Here is a 16,110-nt window from a genome sequence, read left to right as displayed (position 1 = left end):
ACCCGGCTACTCCGCGTAGAGCTGGTCTGTGCCCTGGGAGCTGTAGCCGAGGCTCCAGACATAGCCGTCCGGGTCGGCGAAAGTGCCGCCGTAGCCGCCCCACGGCAACGCGCCGGCGGGTTTGAGGACGGTGGCACCCGCCTTCTCGGCTTCGGCGATGATCTCGTCGACGCGCGCCTCACTGCGGACGACGTAGGTGAGCACCAGCCCGCTGAAACCGCTGCCTTCCGGGCTCGTGCCCACCTGGTCGGCCAGGCCTTCGCGCCGGTAGAAACCGACAGGCGACGCGCCGTCCGATTCGAAGAACACGGAGACGCCGTAGTTGTTCTTGATCTTCCAGCCCAGTCCCTCGGTGTAGAACTGCTTGGCCCGGTCCATGTCCTCGACGGCGAGGAGGATCGAGCTGACGTGCGCTTTCATTCCCTGTCTCCTTCGTGCTGTCACATCGGCGTGGCGTCGCCGGTCAATCGGAATGACAGGCCCGGACGGAGGAATGTGACAGATGGTCGAACAGGACTGGCTGACCGAGCGGTTCGCCGAGCACCATGATCGCCTGCGGGCGGTGGCCTACCGGATGCTTCGCTCTCCCGGTGACGCCGAGGACGCGGTGCAGGAGGCATGGCTGCGGGTCAGCCGCGCCGACACCGGACAGGTGGAGAACCCCGGCGGATGGCTGACCACGGTCGTCGCCCGCGTCTGCCTGAACATGCTCGAGGCACGTCAGGTCCGGCGTGAGGAGCCCGCCGGGGCGCTGCCGCCCGAGCCCGTCGCGCCGCATCCGGGCCCCGAGGACGACGCGCTGCTGGCCGACTCGGTCGGGGTGGCGCTGATGGTGGTGCTGGACACCCTGACCCCCGCCGAGCGGCTGGCGTTCGTGCTGCACGACATCTTCGCCGTTTCGTTCGGCGAGATCGGTGAGATCATCGACCGCTCCCCGGCGGCGGCCCGGCAGCTTGCCAGCCGGGCCCGGCGGCGGGTGCAGGGAGCGGCCGCCGCGTCCGATGCCGCGAGATCCCGGAAACGAGAGATCGTCGCCGCGTTCCTGGCCGCCTCCCGCGACGGGGATTTCGCCGCCCTGCTCTCGCTGCTCGACGCGAACGCCGTCCTCGTCGCTGACCCGGCGGCCGTGCGGATGGGCGCGACCGCCGAAGCCCGTGGCGCCGACGCGGTGGCGGCCGTCTTCGCCGGTCGGGCCGAGGCCGCCCGGCTCGCCCTGGTCGACGGCGTTCCGGCCGCGGTCTGGGCACACCGCGGCAGGCCGCAGGTCGTCTTCACGTTCACCGTCACCGACGGGCAGATCGCCGGCATCGAACTGCAGGCGGATCCGGACCTCCTCCGCGACCTCGACGTCGTCTATCTCGGTGGGGCGTGACCGCGTGGAACTCACGCTCACGTGCTGCGCTCTCGTCGTCCACGACCTGGACGAGGCGATCGGTTTCTACCGTGACGTGCTCGGCTTCGAGGTCCGCGACGACGGCCGGCTGGTGAGCGTCGGCCCGCCGTCCCAGCCAGACCTGCGGATCGTCCTCACGCCGTCGGACGTGGAGCACGTGCCGCTGGGCGGTCTCGGCTTCGTGACCGACAACTGCGACGCCACCTTCGAGCACATCGAAGCCTCCGGCGCCGAAGTGATGCAAGAACCCATCGACCGGCCCGACGGTGTCCGCGACTGCGCGTTCTTCGACCCCTCGGGGAACGTGCTGCGGTTCAGCCAAAAACGCGTTGCGGACGTGCTTCCCGACGCCGAGTTCGGCGCGGGCGATGTCCGGGTCCAGGACTACGGCCGGCCCTTCCCGGAAAGCGTCAGTCCCAGCCGGGAACCTCGCCGTTGTCCCGGTAGCTGCTCGGCGGCAGGCCGAACTCGCGGCGGAACGCGCGGCTGAAGTGGAACTGGTCGACGTAGCCGACGGTGACGGCGACAGCGGCGACGGACATTCCCGTGCCGGTCAGCAGCCGGGCCGCGCGGTGCAGGCGGCGGGCGCGCACCTCCTGCATGGGGCTGTGGCCGGTGGTCTTCGCGTAGAGGTGACTGAAGCGCGACGGTGACAGCCCGGCGATGGCGGCGAGCGAGTTCAGGGTGTGCGGGGCCTCCGGTGTCTCGGCGATGAGCCGCTGCACGCGGGCGATGCGCGGGTCAGGGCCCGGCGGCGCGGCGGGGGCACCGGCGAGGTCGGCCAGGCGCACGATCTCTTCGAGCGCGCACAGGGCGAGGGCCTGCTGGTCGGGGCGGGTGGCGAAGGCCGGGAGGCGGACCGGCGACGGCGGGATGTGATCACCGGTGAGCCGGGCGTAACGGCGGAGCCGGTCGAAGGCGGCGTCGATGGCCTCCGCGGCGCCACTCGCCGCCGGGGTCAGCCGGCGGCTCGTCCCGAGCCAGTTCCCTCGTGGTGCCCGGAAATGTGCCCACTGCAGCGACCATTCCGCGGCGCCGGGCGCGACTCCGTAGCTGTGCCGCACGCCGGGTTCGATCAGCACGAGCTGCCCCGCGCCGGTGGTCAGGGCCGTGTCCCCGTGCTGCACGGCGCCGTGCCCCCGCGTCGTCCACATGAGCAGCCAGCTCGGCGAGCCGGTCGGCCGGATCGCCTCGAAGCGTTTGGTGAAGGTGCTCTCGCCGACGACGAGCAACCCGGCCGGAGGCGAGGGCGTCGCAGCAGGATCTGTCATCTCCCCGGCAGGTTCAGCCATGTCCGCGATGCCCCGCCCTTCCTACAGTCGAATCCGTCGAGACCCCCATTGTGGAGGCAGAACATGAAGCAGTTGATCGATTCCAGCGACATCGCCGACGACGTCGCGACGCTGCGGGAGCGCATGTCCGAGGACGGCTACCTCTACTTCCCCCGTCTGCTGCCCGGCGACTACGTCACCGGTGTCCGCGCCGACATCGCGGCCGTGCTCCACGACAGCAGGTGGCTGGCCTCCGGCACCGAACCGCACGAGCTGCGGGCGTCCGACCGGGCGGTCGAGGAGGGCAAGTCCACCTTCTTCGGCATGTACTCCGCCGTGCAGGCGACGCAGTCCTTCCACGAGCTCTGCGAACGGGAGGAGCTGCGCGGCCTGGCTCAGCGGCTGCTCGGCGAGGAGGTCTTCTGCCACCCGATGCACATCGCCCGCGTCACGGCGCCGACGCCGCGGGCCACGCCCACGCCCGCTCACCAGGACTACCGCCTCATCCAGGGCGCGGTCGACACCCTGACCATGTGGATCCCCCTCGCCGACTGTCCCGCCGACGCCGGCGGGCTCGAGGTCCTCGCCGGATCGCACAAGCTCGGCGTGCTCGGTGTGTCACGGGCGGAGGGCCCCGGCGGGGTCACCGCGCAGGTGGCGGGCAGCGGTGTGGACGACTGGCGCAGCACCCACTTCGGCCAGGGGGACGTGCTCATGTTCACCAGCCTCACCGTGCACGGGGCCCGCCCCAACCTCAGCGACCGGCTGCGGTTGTCGGCGGACATCCGGTGGCAGGCGAGGTCGGAACCGGCCGCCTTCATCGACGGCTACGAGCCGTTCCGGCCGCACTTCCACCCCGACGTGCCCGACTGGCCCACCCTGACCCGTGGCTGGACCTCGACGACCAGTGTCGAGATCCCGGAGGGGCTGACCTATGTCCGCAAGTTCGACTCGATGAGCGAACATGTGCCGACCCCTCCGTCCCGGTTCAGGTGAGCTAGGGCCGGACCCGGTCGAGCTTCGGCGGCCGGACCGGCGACTTCGCCTCCATGTACTTCCAGAGCGCGTCCGCACCGGAGTAGATGCTCCGATCCTGGTTCCTGGCATCGAAAAGCGCCGTGAACCCCGGTGTGGCGTTGCGGGCGAAGAAGTTGTTGGCCAGGGTCGCGATCCGGTACTCGCGGCCCGCCTTCACCGACTTCCCGTTGACCCGGATCTTCTTGATGTCGACGTGCTGCCCGAGCGGGGCGCCGGGGTCGTAGGTGTAGGAAACGTTGCCGGAAACGGCCATGTGCCGATACTTCACGGCACCGTCGGCGCCTCGCTGCCATTGGCTCTCGATCAGCTCGTCGAGTTTCTCGCCGGTGATCGTCCCGCGCACGACGGCCGGGCCGATGCCGTTCTCGTAGACCGTGCCGAAGACCAGTTCGGAGAACAGCACCCGTCCCGGAGCGTCCGCGGGTTTGGCTGGATCGGGAGCGAAAGGTATGTCGCGTAACAAGATTCCCGGCATCGCGACCGCGAGATCGGCTCGTCCGTCCTTGTTGGCCGCCCAGAGGAACGCGTCGGCGGTGACATTGCCGAGCGTGGACTCCTCGTCGGTGCCGGAGGTGCGGGTGAGATCGCCGGTGACCGTGGCGACCCGCTGGTCACCCCGCGCGGGGAGCCGGTCCTTCCAGTACTTCGCCATCCGCTGCACCTCGGGATCCGGCGCGACATCACGGGTGTTGGCGTGGCTGACCGACTTCGTCCGGTCCCGGCGGACATCGCCGGTCGCCGGGTCCAGCTCCAGGTTGATCTCGTTGATCAGCCTGCCGTGGTTCGCCGCGTCCACCACGGGGCGGGGATGACCGGCCGGGTCGGGCAGCATGCAGTTCACCAGCGCGTGCCAGTGCCCGCCGACGATGGCGTCCACCGCCGGGCTGATCCGCTTGTTCATGTCGGCGAGCGGGCCGAACGGTGCGGTGCAGTCGTTGAAGCCCGCCCCGTCCGCTTGCGAGAACCCTTCGTGCACAACGGCGACGATGGCCTCGACGCCCTGCCCGCGCAGCTCCTCGGCGTAGCGGTTGATCGTCTCCACCTCGGGCAGGAACTTCAGTTCGCTCGGCCAGTAGGAGAGCTGCTCTTCCGGCGTGTGGGTGGTCGTGGCGTGGATGAATCCCACCGGGAGCGTGCCGCCGCGGCCGTCGTCGACCTGCCGCACGTGGTACGGCTTGACCAGCGGCCTGCCGGTGGCTTCGTTGACCACGTTCGCGGAGTAGTAGTCGAAGTCCGCGCCCCGGAAGCGTTTCCCGGTCGAGTCGGTGAAGCAGAGGTCGCGATCGGGGCGGCCCTGGCAGGTGCCCTCCATCATGTGCTTGAGATAGGCCGGTTTCCGGTCGATCTCGTGGTTGCCCACGGTGGAGAATTCGACGCCGAGCATGTTCATGTATTCGATCGTCGGCTCGTTCCAGAACCACGCGGTCTCCGGCGGCCAGCCGGAGAAGTCGTCGCCCGCGGAGAACAGGACGGAGTTCTCCGGTGCGCGCAGCCGGTCGAGGTGCGAGGCGAGGTACGCCCCGCCACCGACGGTTTTCGCGGGCTCACCGGCACGCGAGCCGGGCACGGTCGTGGTGTACTCGCCGAAGTAGCCGTGCAGGTCGGTGATCGACAGCAGCTGCACGGGCACCCCCGGCGCGGGCTCGGCCGTCGCGGCCGGTGCCAGTGAGACGGCGAGCGACGCGGCGATGGCGATCGCCGCCCCGCGCCATCTTTTGGGTGATGCGGACATGGCGACCTCCTTACTTCTCGGGCTTGAGCAGGGCGTTGCCCTCTTTGACGGCCGCGCTGGCGGCATCGGAGACCTTGCCCGATCCGAGGTACATGTCGTTGAAGATCTGGTTGATCTTGGGTTCCGCCGCGGTGAAGCCTGACACGATCGGGAAGTTCACCGTCTTGCCGCGCGCCTCGTCCAGGAACGGCTGGGTGTCGATGCCCTTGGCCTTCCAGTGCTCGACGTAGCGCGGGGCGAGGTCGTTGATGGCCGGGAAGACGTAGCCGCCCTCGGCCATGATCGACTGAGCCTCCGGGGTGGCCAGGAACGACACGAGCTGCTTGGCCTGGTCTGGATGCTCGGTGCGGGAGTAGACCGACTCGCCGAGGCCGTTGATGATCACGACGCGGCCCGCCTTGCCCGCGGGAAGCGACGCGGTGCCGATCGGGAAGGCCGAGCCGGGAGCGACGAAGGGCAGCAGCGCGTTGTTGGCCGGGAAGACCGCGACCTCGCCGCGCTGGAACATCTCGGTCGCCCGGCCCGCGGGCGGGTTGGTCTGCTCGGCAGGCGGGGACACGTGCCACTTCTTGATCAGGTCGACGCCCCACTGCAGCGCCTCGACCGAAGCGGGTTGATCGAAGTTGAACGTGCCGTAGGGCTTGGTGATCGTCGTGCCGCCGTTGCTCGGGATCCAGTTCAGCCACTGCGTGCCAGAGTGGTTCCAGGAGGCGAAGCCCCACCGCTTGACCTTGGCCGGATCGAAGCCGGGTTCATCGGGGTGCTTGCCGTTCGCGTCGACGGTGAGCTTCCGCATCAGCGGCAGGAACGTCCCGGATCCGTCGGGTGCCCAGGTCAGTGGCTCGGTGGGCATCTCGACGCCTGCCTCGGCGAAGACCTTCTTGTTGTAGAGCATCCCCGGCACGCCCCAGTCCTTGGGGACGGCGTACATCTTTCCCTTGTAGGTGAACGAATCCACCACGTTGGGGTGGTACTTGTCCTTGGCCGTGCCGGACTGCTCCACCGCGTCGGAGACGTCCATCAACCCGCCCTGCGTCGCCAGTTCGGGGAAGTTCGCGGGCGTCATCCAGAACACGTCGGGCGCGGTGCCGGAGACCATCTCGGTGACGAGCTTGGTCCAGTATTGGTCGTAGGGCTGAAGCTCGATCTTGACGTCGATGTTCGGGTGCTTGGCCTTGAACGCCGCGAAGACCTTCTCGTAGCCCTTCTCCTGCTGCTCGTCCCAGATTCGGTAGGTCAGCGTCGTCTTGCCGTCGCTGTCGCCGCTGCCGCCACAGGCGGCGACCAGCCCGGCCAGCATGCCGACCGTCAGCACGCTGAAAATCTTCCGCCGGAAAGCCGAGAGCTTCATGAGGACACTCCTTTGTGTCACTTGAGTCCGGTCAGGGCGACCGACCGGACGATGTAGCGCTGGAAGAAGACGAAGACGAGCAGCATCGGCAGCAGCGTGAGCAGGCTGCCCGCCATCATCCGGGTGTAGTCGATGCCGATCTCCGAGCGCAGGGCGGCGATCGCGACGGTGACTACGCGGGTGTCCTCGCTGCTGGTGATGATCAGCGGCCACAGGAAGTTGTTCCAGGACGAGATCACCGTGACGATCGCCAGCGTGGCCAGGATCGGCCTGCTCATCGGCAGGATGATCCGCCACAGGATGGTCAGGTGCCCCGCGCCGTCCACCCGCGCGGCCTCCTCGATCTCGCGCGGGATGCTGCGGAAGAACTGGCGCATCAGGAAAATCCCGTACGGCGTGCCGAAGACGTACGGCGCGACGAGCCCGTACCAGCTGTTCACCAGGCCCAGCTCGCGCATGATCAGGAACAGCGGGATCAGGGTCACCACGTTGGGCACCATCAGGGTGGCCAGGTACAGCCAGAACAGCGAGTTGCGGCCCCGGAAGTCCAACCGCGCGAACGCGTACGCCGCCAGCGTGGTGAAGATCAGCTGCCCCACGGTGAGGACGGTGACGAAGAGGAAGGTGTTGAGAATGGACCGCGCGAAGTCCGAGCTCAGCAGCGCGCCGAGGTTCTCCAGCGTCGGCGAGGACGGCGGCGCCCACGGTGCCGCCTCGAAGAGCTCACCGCGCGGTTTCAACGCGGTCGAGACGATCAGCCAGTACGGGAAGACCGACATGGCCGCCCCGATGATCAGCGTCGCGTAGAGGGCGGCGCGGCGGGAGGGCCGCCGTCGCCGGGTGGTCGTGGTCACGGTCGGCCCCTCTCAGGTGAGGTCGTAGGTCGTGGTGCGGTTGAAGTACCGGACCTGCGCCATGGTGACCGCGAGGATGATCAGGAACAGCACCATCGCGATGGCGGAGGCGTAGCCGAAATCGAACTGCCGGAACGCGGTCTGGTAGATCGTGTAGTTGATGACCTCGGTGCTGTTGGCGGGGCCGCCGTTGGTCATCACGAAAACGGTGTCGAACACCTGGAACGAGCCGATCACGTTGGTGACGAGGACGAAGAACAGCGTCGGGCGCAACAGCGGCAGCGTGATCGAGAAGAACTGCCGGACCGGCGACGCGCCGTCCAGCGCGGCCGCCTGGTAGTAGTCCTTCGGGATCGACTGCAACCCGGCGAGGAAGAACAGCATGTTGTAGCCCGCGAACTGCCACACCTGCGTCGCCGCCACCGCGGGCAGCGCGAGGCCCGCCGAGGACAGCCAGCTCGGCCCGTCGATCTCGAAGAGCCCCAGGAAGGAGTTGACCGCGCCGTTGGCCGGGTCGAAGATCCAGCCCCACACCAGGCCCATCACCACCGGCGTCGCCATCCAGGGCAGGACGAACAGCGCGCGGAAGATCTTCACGCCGCGCACTCGCTGGTTGAGCAGCAGCGCGAGCAACAGGGCCAGCACCGTCTGCACCGGGATGGTCAGGACCACGTAGGCGACGGTCACCAGCAGCGAGTGGCCGATCCCGCCGTCGGCGAAGAGCCGCTCGTAGTTGGCCAGCCCGACGAACTCCGGTGTGGCCAGCAGTTTCCAGTCGAACAGGCTCAGCCCGGCGACGATCAGTACCGGCAGCAACAGGAACGCGACGACGCCGAACAGGCTCGGGGCCACGAAGGCATATGCCGTCAGGGTTTCCCGCACCCGCCGTCGACGTCCCCGTGGTGGCGCCGTCCGGGTCGAGACCGGTGGCGGCGGGGTCGGCACCGTGAGGATCTGAGCCATGGCGGACTCCCTTCCGGAGAGATCAGGCGGGACCGGTCGACGGCGTGAGCAGCTCGCGGGTGCGCGCGGCTCCCCATTCGTCGAGGTCGGCGAGGCGATCGCTCGAACACCTCCACCCACCGCTGGAGGCAACGTGATCCGCCCAGCCGGCGCGGTCTTCCACGCGCGGGGACACCAGCAGGCAGTCGGGATCGTTGACCCACAACCGGCCGTGCATGAATTCCCGCGCGGCCCCGGCCAGCCGCGCACCGAGCTGCGAGGGCTGACTGACGTCCCCGGACTTGGGTTCGACGGCGACCGCGGTGTCCGGGCTGACCCGCATGGCGTCGACGAGTCCCACACTGGGCAGCATCGGTGCGCCGCAACCGAGAACGGTCGAGTCCGGCCCGACAGCCTCGCGGATGATCCGCATCCCCGCCACGTAGGCGTCGTGCCCCGACACGTCGGCGTGCCGCCTGCCTGGGTGCGCTCCGGCGTAGATGTAGTCGATCTTGAAGAACGAAAACCCGGTCGCCACCAGGGATCTGAACACGCCGCCGAGATGCTCCGCCGCCTCCGGGTGCGTCACGTCGAGCACCGCGATGTCCCGGTCCCATTCGCGCATCGCGGGCGTGTCCCGCACCAGCCAGTCCGGATGCTCTGTCGCCACCCGGCTGTCGGCGGCGACGAAGAAGGGCGTCAGCCAGATGCCCGCGCGCCGCCCGGTGTCGGCGACGCGTTTCGTCACTCCTTCAAGGGATCCGAAGCCCGGCCGGATGTCGAGCCAGTCCCCGATCGCGTTCTGGTAGCCGTCGTCGAGCTGGATGATCTCCAGTGGCAGCTCCAGCCGATCGGCGTGCACCAGGGTGTCGGCGATGTCCTGCTCGGTGACCTTGTTCCAGTGCCCGTACCAGCTGCTCCACCCCGGACCGAGCGGACCGACCGCGGTCACGCCACCGGCGGCCGCCACCTCCTCGGCCCAGGCGGCGAGCGCGCGCGGGAGGTCGGCGTGCTCGGCCTCCCGGACAGCACCCAGGCTGGAGACGACGAGCCGGTCCGTGAGCGCCTGCACGCGGATGGAGGGGACTTCGGCGGAGTGATCCACCGCGGACCACGACCGCACCGGGCCGCCGTCGCCAGGGTCGATCACGACGAGTCCCTCGCCCTGGAAACCGGACTCCGGCATCGGACGGTCGAAGCGGAAGCAGCTCGCCGCGATCTGCGCCGAGGACGGCCGGGGCGAGGTCGCGTCACCGGGGTAGGTGCCGGTGGGACTCCAGGACTGCCAGCCCTGCTCGAAGACGCGTGCTCGGGCCGGCACGCAGGCGACCTCGGCGATCGGAAGGTACATCGTCGTCCCTTCGTGATGGTTTTCGTTTATTTCTGCGCATAAAGTGCCTGAAATGCGCATTATGTGCTTACTCTAGAGGGTGAATGAACAGAAAGAAACATGTTTACGCAGCTAAGGAGGCAGCGACCATGAGCCACGACGACGCGCGAAAGCGGGCGGCGCACCTTGTTCCTCAACCGGATTCGGTGTTGCTCGGCGCGGGGGTGCTCCAGCTTCCGGCCGAACTCCTGGTACGCCTGGACGTGCCGTCGGAGGAACTGGCGGCGGTCCTTCGGGCGATCGCGCTGCTGCCCGTGACCAGCAAGGTCGTCACCGAACCCGCAGTCCTGCAGGTGCTGCTCCGCGCGGGCGCGACCCCTCCCGAGGGTTACGTGCTCGACGTGACCGAGGCCGGCGTGACCATCACCGCGGCGGACCGTTCCGGTGTCGTGCACGCCGTGCAGACCCTGCGCCAGCTCCTGCCCGACGCCGCTTACCGGCAGGCCGCGCCGTCGGACGTCCAGTGGGTCGCACCGGTCGTCCGCGTCGAGGACAGCCCGCGATTCCGCTGGCGCGGAATGCTCCTCGACGTCGCCCGGCACTTCCTGCCCAAGCGGGAGGTGTTGCGCCACCTCGACCTGATGAGCGCGCACAAGCTGAACACCCTGCACCTGCACCTCAGCGACGACCAGGGCTGGCGGGTGGAGAGCCTGCGCTTCCCCCGCCTGCACGAGGTCGGTAGCTGGCGGGCGACGAGCCAGGTCAGCCACTACTCCGACGAGGCCGTCCACGACGGCACACCGCACGGCGGCTACTACACCCGCGACGACCTCGCCGAGATCGTCACCTACGCGGCGGACCGCGCGATCACGGTCGTCCCGGAGATCGGCGTTCCCGGCCACACCGGCGCCTTGCTGGCCGCCTACCCGGAGTTCGGTTCCCCGGCCGTGCCGGATCGCGCGGTGCACACGGACTGGGGTGTGCACGACGCGCTCCTGGCCCCGTCGGAGCGGTCCCTGGAGTTCCTGCGCCTCCTGTTCGACGAGCTGCTCCCGCTGTTCCCTTCCCCTTACGTGCACGTGGGCGGCGACGAGTCCGTCCTGCGGGCGTGGGACGACGATCCGGTGGTGCGTGCGTTCGCCGACGAGCGGAGGCTTTCCGGGAGCGCCGAAATCTTCGCTGCTCTGATGGCCGAAGTGCGGCAGATGCTGGCCGAGCACGGCAAAACACCGGTCACTTGGGACGACAGCTTCGCCGCGCAAGGAACCGCCGCCGACGCGGAATCGACCACCACGCTGGTCATGGCGTGGCGTGGCGCGGAGGTCGCCCGCCGGGCGGCGGCGGCCGGTCACGACGTCGTGCTCTCGCCGGTCATGCCGACCTACTTCGACTACTTCCAGGAGGCCCACCCCGACGAGCCGCTCGCGATCGGCGGCCCGGTCACCCTTGGCGACGTCACCTCGTGGGAACCGGTCCCGCAGGACTGGTCCGAGGCCGAAAGTGTTCGTGTGCAAGGGATCCAGTGCCAGATGTGGACCGAGTTCGTCGAGGACCCGCGACTGGTCGACTACCTCCTGTACCCGCGAACGTGTGCCTTCGCGGAGATCGCCTGGGGCTCCGGCACGCAGGATCTCCACCGGCGGCTGCCCCGTCACCTCGACCGGCTGGCGGCGGCCGGAGTCGAGTTCCGCCCGCTGACCGGTCCGGCGCCGTGGCAGCGCGGCGGCACCGGCAGGCGAGCCCATCGCGCCGGGGTCCCGATGGCCGAGCGTCTCGCGAACTACGCCGACGCGGCCGCGACCGGAACCGTGGCGGACAGCCCTGACGTGTAAGGAATCCCGCACGCGGTGACGGTGCACAGACGCCGTCACCGCGTCGGAGTCCGGATCGATCGGGCGAGGTCCAGCGCGTCGACGTGGTGCGGATCCTCGACCAGCAGCGCGGCCAGCCGGTCACCCGCGTGTGCGTGCTGCCCGTCGAGAATGTCGAGCTGCGCCCGCAGAAAGCGGACTCGGCGCAGCTGCGCGGCGGCCAGGTCCTCGGTGAACAACAACATCGACGGCAGCGAAGTCGCGAAGTAGTCCACGGTCGCCGGGCTCGCCTCCAACGTGTCGCAGAAGGCGCGCAAGGACTCGGTGAGCCGGTCGGCTTCCTCGGTGCGACCAAGCCTGCGCAGCGCGAGCACCGAAGAGTAGGTCGCCTCGGAGTAGGGCTGAGCGCTCATTCCCAGGAAGTCGCCCTGCTGCGCGGCGGCCAGCTCCCACGCCGCCCGGTCGCCAAGCAGGTCACCCCGCATCAGGTGCAGCTGCGCGGTGTTCGCGAGCGGATGCCTTGCCTCGCTGAGGGATTCCGGCGGTGCCAGCGCATCGTCCACTGTGGATTGTGAGCGGCACAGCCGGTCCCACACGCGCAGCACGTCGCCCTCACCGCCCTCCCACGGTTGGAAGGTGCGGCCGAGCAGCAGTTCGCGGGCCTCGTCGAGCCGGTCGGCGGTGATCAGGAGATGCGCGAGCTCGATGGTGGCGTCGTCCCGCGTCTCGACCAGGGCGCGGTTCCGCAGGAGCCAGTCCAGCCGTTGCGCGGGCGGCACGCCGAGCCTCGCACTGAGCTGGTCACGCTCGAAGATCAATCTGGCGTCGTCCCCCGCGACGGCGAGCGCGGTGTCGTAGGCCGCGCACGCCTGGTCGGCGTCACCGAGGTGGTTGAAGGCCGCGAGCCCCAGGTTCCGCCACACCACGGGATCATCCGGGTCGATCGCCGCCGCGGCGTTCCAGGCCGTGCACGCGTCATCGGGGCGTCCGTTGGCGTAGAGCCAGTGTCCGAGCAGCGCGCGGGCCCGCGCGTCCGTGTCGTCGGAGGCCGCCGCACGCTCCAGCGTCAACGCGTCGTCCAACCGCGAAGGAAAACACCACGTCGCGTCGAGACTTTGCGCCCTCTCAACGGCTTCGCGCGCCTCGCGGTCCCTGCCCAGCTCGCGCAGCACCTCGGCTCGGTAGTACTCCAGCAACGGCCCGGCCGCTGTCTGTCCGATCGCGCGAACACCCTCCCGCTCGCGGGCGACGTCGAGCACCCGCAGCGCCGCATCGCGCTCACCGACGCCGATGTACTCCAGCGCGATGTCAAGGCAGGTCTGCGCGTCCGTGCCGAGAGGCAGGCCGAGCAGATCGCGCGTCCACCAGTCCAGGGGATCGAGCGCATGGGTGGCTTCGGCGAGTTCTGCCGCTTGACCGTCTTTTCCGATACGGCGCAACACGATCACCCGGAGCGCACGGGCTTGGAGGTGCTCCGGCTCGGTGCGCAGCACATCCTGAAGCCGGGCCAGTGCCTCCTCGTTCCGCCCGTGTGCGGTGTCGATGCGTGCCATGCGATAGCCCGCCGGCGCCCGCCACGCCCGCGCCCAGGAGCTGGAACCGTAGGCGTCGTAAGCCTCTTCGGCCCGGCCGAGCCGCTCCAGCACGAGACCGAGACAGTACAGCGCGGTCGTGTCGACCGGATTCGGGTTCAGCGTCGTCAGCCGGGAAACGGCCACCCGCAACGACTTCTCCGCCTCGGCGAAGTCGCCACGCTGATACGCGCGCCCGGCGAGCCCGACATTGGCCGCGACCTGTGCGGGATCGCGGCGCACCGCCTCACGCCAGTACAGCTCCGGCGAGCGCGTCGCGTGCCGGTACTGATCGAGGTGCGCGCCGATCACGGCCAGCTCTTCCACGGTCGGCACGTCCTCGGGCGCCGCCGGCTCGCGCGCCGGGGTGACTTGATCGTCCGCGCTGGGGACCACGGAATCCCACTCCACCAGCAGTTCGTCACCGTGGAGGACGCGCAGCACGAGTCGATCGGCGGGCTGTGGCAGCGGGATGCTCTCCTGGAAGGGCTTGCCCGGCGCGAGGTCGGCGCGCACCTCGGCGACCTCGGCCCCAGCGCCGTCGACGAGCACCATGCGGCAGCCGGGGCGGTCAGCTGTCACTGCGACTCCGACCCGCGCGCTCGTTTCCCGGAGGTCCACCCGCACGGCGGCGTCCACGGTCGCCGCCTGCACCGGGCCGATCTCCTGGATCGGATACCAGAACTGGGAAAACACCTTCGTCTCCCCAGGCGCGATGAAGGAGAAGTCCGGCTGGTTGTCGGTGAAGACCCCGGCCATCAGTTCGACGTAGGCCGAGCCGTCGTCGGTCAGATTGCGGCCCCACGCGTCACCGAACTCCGAAGCGCCCCAGGTCCACTGCTTCTTCCCGACGGCGATATGCCGGTCGGCGACGTGCACGAACCCGGCCCGCGCGGCATGGTCGTAGCCGCCGAAGAACGTTTCCTTGCTGCCCACGCACATGTACGAGGTCGGCACCGGGATGTTGCGGTACCAGTCGAGGCGGTCGCCGCGGACCCGCGCGCCACCGGCGACCGTGCCGACCTCGTCGTGCCGGGCCGGGTAGCCGACCCCGTAGTAGGGCCTATCCGCGGCGGGGAAGCCGGTCGTCGCGCGCTTGGCGTGATCGGCGACCACGCGCACGTCACGGGGGAAGAACGACTGGTAGTTCTCGTCCGCTCGCGCGGCGATATTCGTCCACCACAGGAACGTCCGGGTCCGCTCGCCGCGGTTGTACAGCCGCACCCGCAACTCCATGACGGCGCTGTCGGGCCGCATCCGGACGCCGTGCATCCCCTTCATCCGGTCGAAGGGGTCGTGGTCGGAGCACCACACGGTCACGGCACCATCGGGCTCGTGCTCGATCTCGACGTCGGCAGGCAGGAACGTGGCGGGGCGATGGTGCTGCGGCCAGTTGAACTCGACCCCGCCGGAGACCCACGGACCGGCCAGGCCGACGAGAGCGGGCTTGATCACCTGATTGCGGTAGAAGAAGTCGTAGTTCCGGGTGCGGTCGAAAGCGACGTGGATGCGGCCACCGAGTTCGGGCAGCACCATCAGCCGCAGCCAGCGGTTCTCCAGGTGCACCGCGTCCCACTCCGCCGGGGCCTTCACCGGGCTGATCCGGTCATGGAACGGCAGTGGGTACACCCGCCCGGAGGAGCCCTGATAGACGCGCCGGTCCAGGTAGGCGGGATACCGGCCGGGCGCCTCGGGAAGGTAGCTGTCGATCGTCACCCCCGCCCGCCACGCCGCGACCCCGGCCTCGGCGTGCTCGGCGGGTCGGGGCGGCAGGATCAGCGTCGATTCACCCTGTGACATGCGGCAACGCTATGCCGGGGCACCCGTTCGGCGGGATGGCCGATTCGACCGAGTCACCTGGACGATTCGACTGCCGGCTGTACGGTGAGCGGATGCTGCTGCCCGATGGCTTCCCAGGTCAGCGGTTGCGCGTGGTGCCGCGGCCGCTGGTGGCGTCGGCCCTGCGCAGGGCCCCGACCTCGGGCCTGCTCGTCACCGACGCCGGGTACTTCCCCAGCGCGGCCAACCACGGCATGCGCCGCCCGCGCAGCGCGCCGGAAGCCATCGTGATCGTCTGCACCGACGGGGTCGGGCACTGCGAGGTCGACGGCAGGGTGAGCGTGATCAGGCCGGGAAACGCCCTGGTCCTGCCCCCGTCCCGCCCGCATTTCTACTGGGCGGACTCGCGCGACCCCTGGACGATCTGGTGGCTGCACGCCGCGGGCTCCCAGGTCTCGGAACTGCTCTCGGTCGTCACGCCGGACGGCGGAGCAGCCATCGTCGAGGTGCGCGACGCCTACCGGGCCGTCGCGGCGATCGACGACGCCATCGGCTTCCTCGAACGGGACGAGACCTTCCCGCACCTCATCTCGGCCTCCGGCGCGGGCTGGACCCTGCTGTCGCAGCTGGCCGCGGACGCGCTGACCGAGGTCCACCGGCCCACCGAGCCGGTTCGCCAGGCGCTGGAGTACCTGCGGCACAACTTCGCGAAGCCGGTGATCGTCAAGGAGCTGGCGCGCACGGCGGGACTGTCTCCCTCGCACTTCGCGGCCCTGTTCCGGATGGCGGCGGGCTGCGGCGTGGTCGAATACGCCAAACGCCTGCGGATGGCCCGAGCGCGCGAACTGCTGGCCACCACGTCCCGCGACATCTCCGAGATCGCCAGGACCATCGGCTACAACGACGCGTTCTACTTCTCGCGCACTTTCCGCAGAGAACACGGTTGCAGCCCCAGCGAGTACCGGCGCGGAACCGGCCACAATGGACAGTGAGCCCTGCCGGTTCTGGTGCCCTCGGCCGCACTTCGGGATGTCTCAA

13 protein-coding genes are annotated in these 16,110 nt (G+C 69.4%); 5 read left to right on the top strand and 8 right to left on the bottom strand.

The window, feature by feature from the left end; genetic code table 11:
* Window positions 1-6 precede the first annotated feature (6 nt).
* Window positions 7-420: a VOC family protein gene (locus AMYAL_RS0109255; RefSeq protein ID WP_020631024.1), complete on the bottom strand. Its 414-nt coding sequence runs from the start codon at window positions 418-420 to the stop codon at window positions 7-9.
* An 82-nt stretch (window positions 421-502) separates the two neighbouring features.
* Here AMYAL_RS0109255 and AMYAL_RS0109250 point away from each other — a divergent pair, with 82 nt between their 5' ends.
* Window positions 503-1,372 carry a sigma-70 family RNA polymerase sigma factor gene (locus AMYAL_RS0109250; protein ID WP_020631023.1) on the top strand — a complete coding sequence of 290 codons (870 nt, stop codon included), beginning with the start codon at window positions 503-505 and terminating at the stop codon, window positions 1,370-1,372.
* A 4-nt stretch (window positions 1,373-1,376) separates the two neighbouring features.
* The gene (locus AMYAL_RS45785) at window positions 1,377-1,883 is read left to right on the top strand and encodes a VOC family protein (protein ID WP_084702314.1); all 507 of its coding nucleotides are present in this window, start codon (window positions 1,377-1,379) and stop codon (window positions 1,881-1,883) included.
* On the opposite strand, the gene AMYAL_RS50795 is transcribed toward AMYAL_RS45785, so the two are convergent.
* Window positions 1,804-2,664: a helix-turn-helix domain-containing protein gene (locus AMYAL_RS50795; RefSeq protein WP_167336145.1), complete on the bottom strand. Its 861-nt coding sequence runs from the start codon at window positions 2,662-2,664 to the stop codon at window positions 1,804-1,806. The genes AMYAL_RS45785 and AMYAL_RS50795 overlap by 80 nt on opposite strands.
* An 84-nt stretch (window positions 2,665-2,748) precedes the next feature.
* On the opposite strand from AMYAL_RS50795, the gene AMYAL_RS0109235 reads away from it, so the two are divergent.
* Window positions 2,749-3,660 carry a phytanoyl-CoA dioxygenase family protein gene (locus AMYAL_RS0109235; protein WP_020631020.1) on the top strand — a complete coding sequence of 304 codons (912 nt, stop codon included), beginning with the start codon at window positions 2,749-2,751 and terminating at the stop codon, window positions 3,658-3,660.
* Window position 3,661: 1 nt separating this feature from the next.
* On the opposite strand, the gene AMYAL_RS0109230 is transcribed toward AMYAL_RS0109235, so the two are convergent.
* From AMYAL_RS0109230 to AMYAL_RS0109210, 5 genes are read right to left on the bottom strand one after another with little or no spacing between them, the layout of a single operon-like run.
* Window positions 3,662-5,434: a bifunctional metallophosphatase/5'-nucleotidase gene (locus tag AMYAL_RS0109230; RefSeq protein ID WP_020631019.1), complete on the bottom strand. Its 1,773-nt coding sequence runs from the start codon at window positions 5,432-5,434 to the stop codon at window positions 3,662-3,664.
* A gap of 10 nt (window positions 5,435-5,444) precedes the next feature.
* Window positions 5,445-6,785 (bottom strand): ABC transporter substrate-binding protein, encoded by a 1,341-nt coding sequence (locus tag AMYAL_RS0109225; RefSeq protein WP_020631018.1) that lies wholly within the window; start codon window positions 6,783-6,785, stop codon window positions 5,445-5,447.
* Window positions 6,786-6,802: 17 nt separating this feature from the next.
* Window positions 6,803-7,639: a carbohydrate ABC transporter permease gene (locus tag AMYAL_RS0109220; RefSeq protein WP_020631017.1), complete on the bottom strand. Its 837-nt coding sequence runs from the start codon at window positions 7,637-7,639 to the stop codon at window positions 6,803-6,805.
* Between the two features lie 12 nt (window positions 7,640-7,651).
* The gene (locus tag AMYAL_RS0109215; protein WP_084702105.1) at window positions 7,652-8,602 is read right to left on the bottom strand and encodes a carbohydrate ABC transporter permease; all 951 of its coding nucleotides are present in this window, start codon (window positions 8,600-8,602) and stop codon (window positions 7,652-7,654) included.
* Window positions 8,603-8,624: 22 nt separating this feature from the next.
* Window positions 8,625-9,932 (bottom strand): glycoside hydrolase family 36 protein, encoded by a 1,308-nt coding sequence (locus AMYAL_RS0109210; RefSeq protein ID WP_020631015.1) that lies wholly within the window; start codon window positions 9,930-9,932, stop codon window positions 8,625-8,627.
* A 128-nt stretch (window positions 9,933-10,060) separates the two neighbouring features.
* Between AMYAL_RS0109210 and AMYAL_RS45780 the strand changes: the two genes are divergently transcribed.
* The gene (locus tag AMYAL_RS45780) at window positions 10,061-11,743 is read left to right on the top strand and encodes a beta-N-acetylhexosaminidase (protein ID WP_051137515.1); all 1,683 of its coding nucleotides are present in this window, start codon (window positions 10,061-10,063) and stop codon (window positions 11,741-11,743) included.
* A gap of 35 nt (window positions 11,744-11,778) precedes the next feature.
* Here AMYAL_RS45780 and AMYAL_RS0109200 read toward each other — a convergent pair whose 3' ends face one another.
* On the bottom strand, window positions 11,779-15,093 hold the full coding sequence (locus tag AMYAL_RS0109200) for a DUF5107 domain-containing protein (RefSeq protein ID WP_020631014.1): 3,315 nt from the start codon (window positions 15,091-15,093) through the stop codon (window positions 11,779-11,781).
* 92 nt (window positions 15,094-15,185) lie between these two features.
* On the opposite strand from AMYAL_RS0109200, the gene AMYAL_RS0109195 reads away from it, so the two are divergent.
* Window positions 15,186-16,064 (top strand): AraC family transcriptional regulator, encoded by an 879-nt coding sequence (locus tag AMYAL_RS0109195; protein WP_039795384.1) that lies wholly within the window; start codon window positions 15,186-15,188, stop codon window positions 16,062-16,064.
* The last annotated feature ends 46 nt before the right edge of the window (window positions 16,065-16,110 follow it).

Origin of the sequence: Amycolatopsis alba DSM 44262 (genome assembly GCF_000384215.1) — a bacterium.
Lineage (GTDB): Bacteria > Actinomycetota > Actinomycetes > Mycobacteriales > Pseudonocardiaceae > Amycolatopsis > Amycolatopsis alba.
This window is presented reverse-complemented; position numbering and strand designations above follow the sequence as displayed.

Bases quoted from the DNA above. Each gene is read 5' to 3' on its own strand.
- AMYAL_RS0109200 (WP_020631014.1), bottom strand. From the start codon at position 15,093: ATGTCACAGGGTGAATCGACGCTGATCCTGCCGCCCCGACCCGCCGAG.
- AMYAL_RS0109210 (WP_020631015.1), bottom strand. From the start codon at position 9,932: ATGTACCTTCCGATCGCCGAGGTCGCCTGCGTGCCGGCCCGAGCACGC.
- AMYAL_RS0109195 (WP_039795384.1), top strand. From the start codon at position 15,186: ATGCTGCTGCCCGATGGCTTCCCAGGTCAGCGGTTGCGCGTGGTGCCG.
- AMYAL_RS0109235 (WP_020631020.1), top strand. From the start codon at position 2,749: ATGAAGCAGTTGATCGATTCCAGCGACATCGCCGACGACGTCGCGACG.
- AMYAL_RS50795 (WP_167336145.1), bottom strand. From the start codon at position 2,664: ATGACAGATCCTGCTGCGACGCCCTCGCCTCCGGCCGGGTTGCTCGTC.
- AMYAL_RS45780 (WP_051137515.1), top strand. From the start codon at position 10,061: ATGAGCCACGACGACGCGCGAAAGCGGGCGGCGCACCTTGTTCCTCAA.
- AMYAL_RS0109230 (WP_020631019.1), bottom strand. From the start codon at position 5,434: ATGTCCGCATCACCCAAAAGATGGCGCGGGGCGGCGATCGCCATCGCC.
- AMYAL_RS0109250 (WP_020631023.1), top strand. From the start codon at position 503: ATGGTCGAACAGGACTGGCTGACCGAGCGGTTCGCCGAGCACCATGAT.
- AMYAL_RS0109215 (WP_084702105.1), bottom strand. From the start codon at position 8,602: ATGGCTCAGATCCTCACGGTGCCGACCCCGCCGCCACCGGTCTCGACC.
- AMYAL_RS0109225 (WP_020631018.1), bottom strand. From the start codon at position 6,785: ATGAAGCTCTCGGCTTTCCGGCGGAAGATTTTCAGCGTGCTGACGGTC.
- AMYAL_RS0109255 (WP_020631024.1), bottom strand. From the start codon at position 420: ATGAAAGCGCACGTCAGCTCGATCCTCCTCGCCGTCGAGGACATGGAC.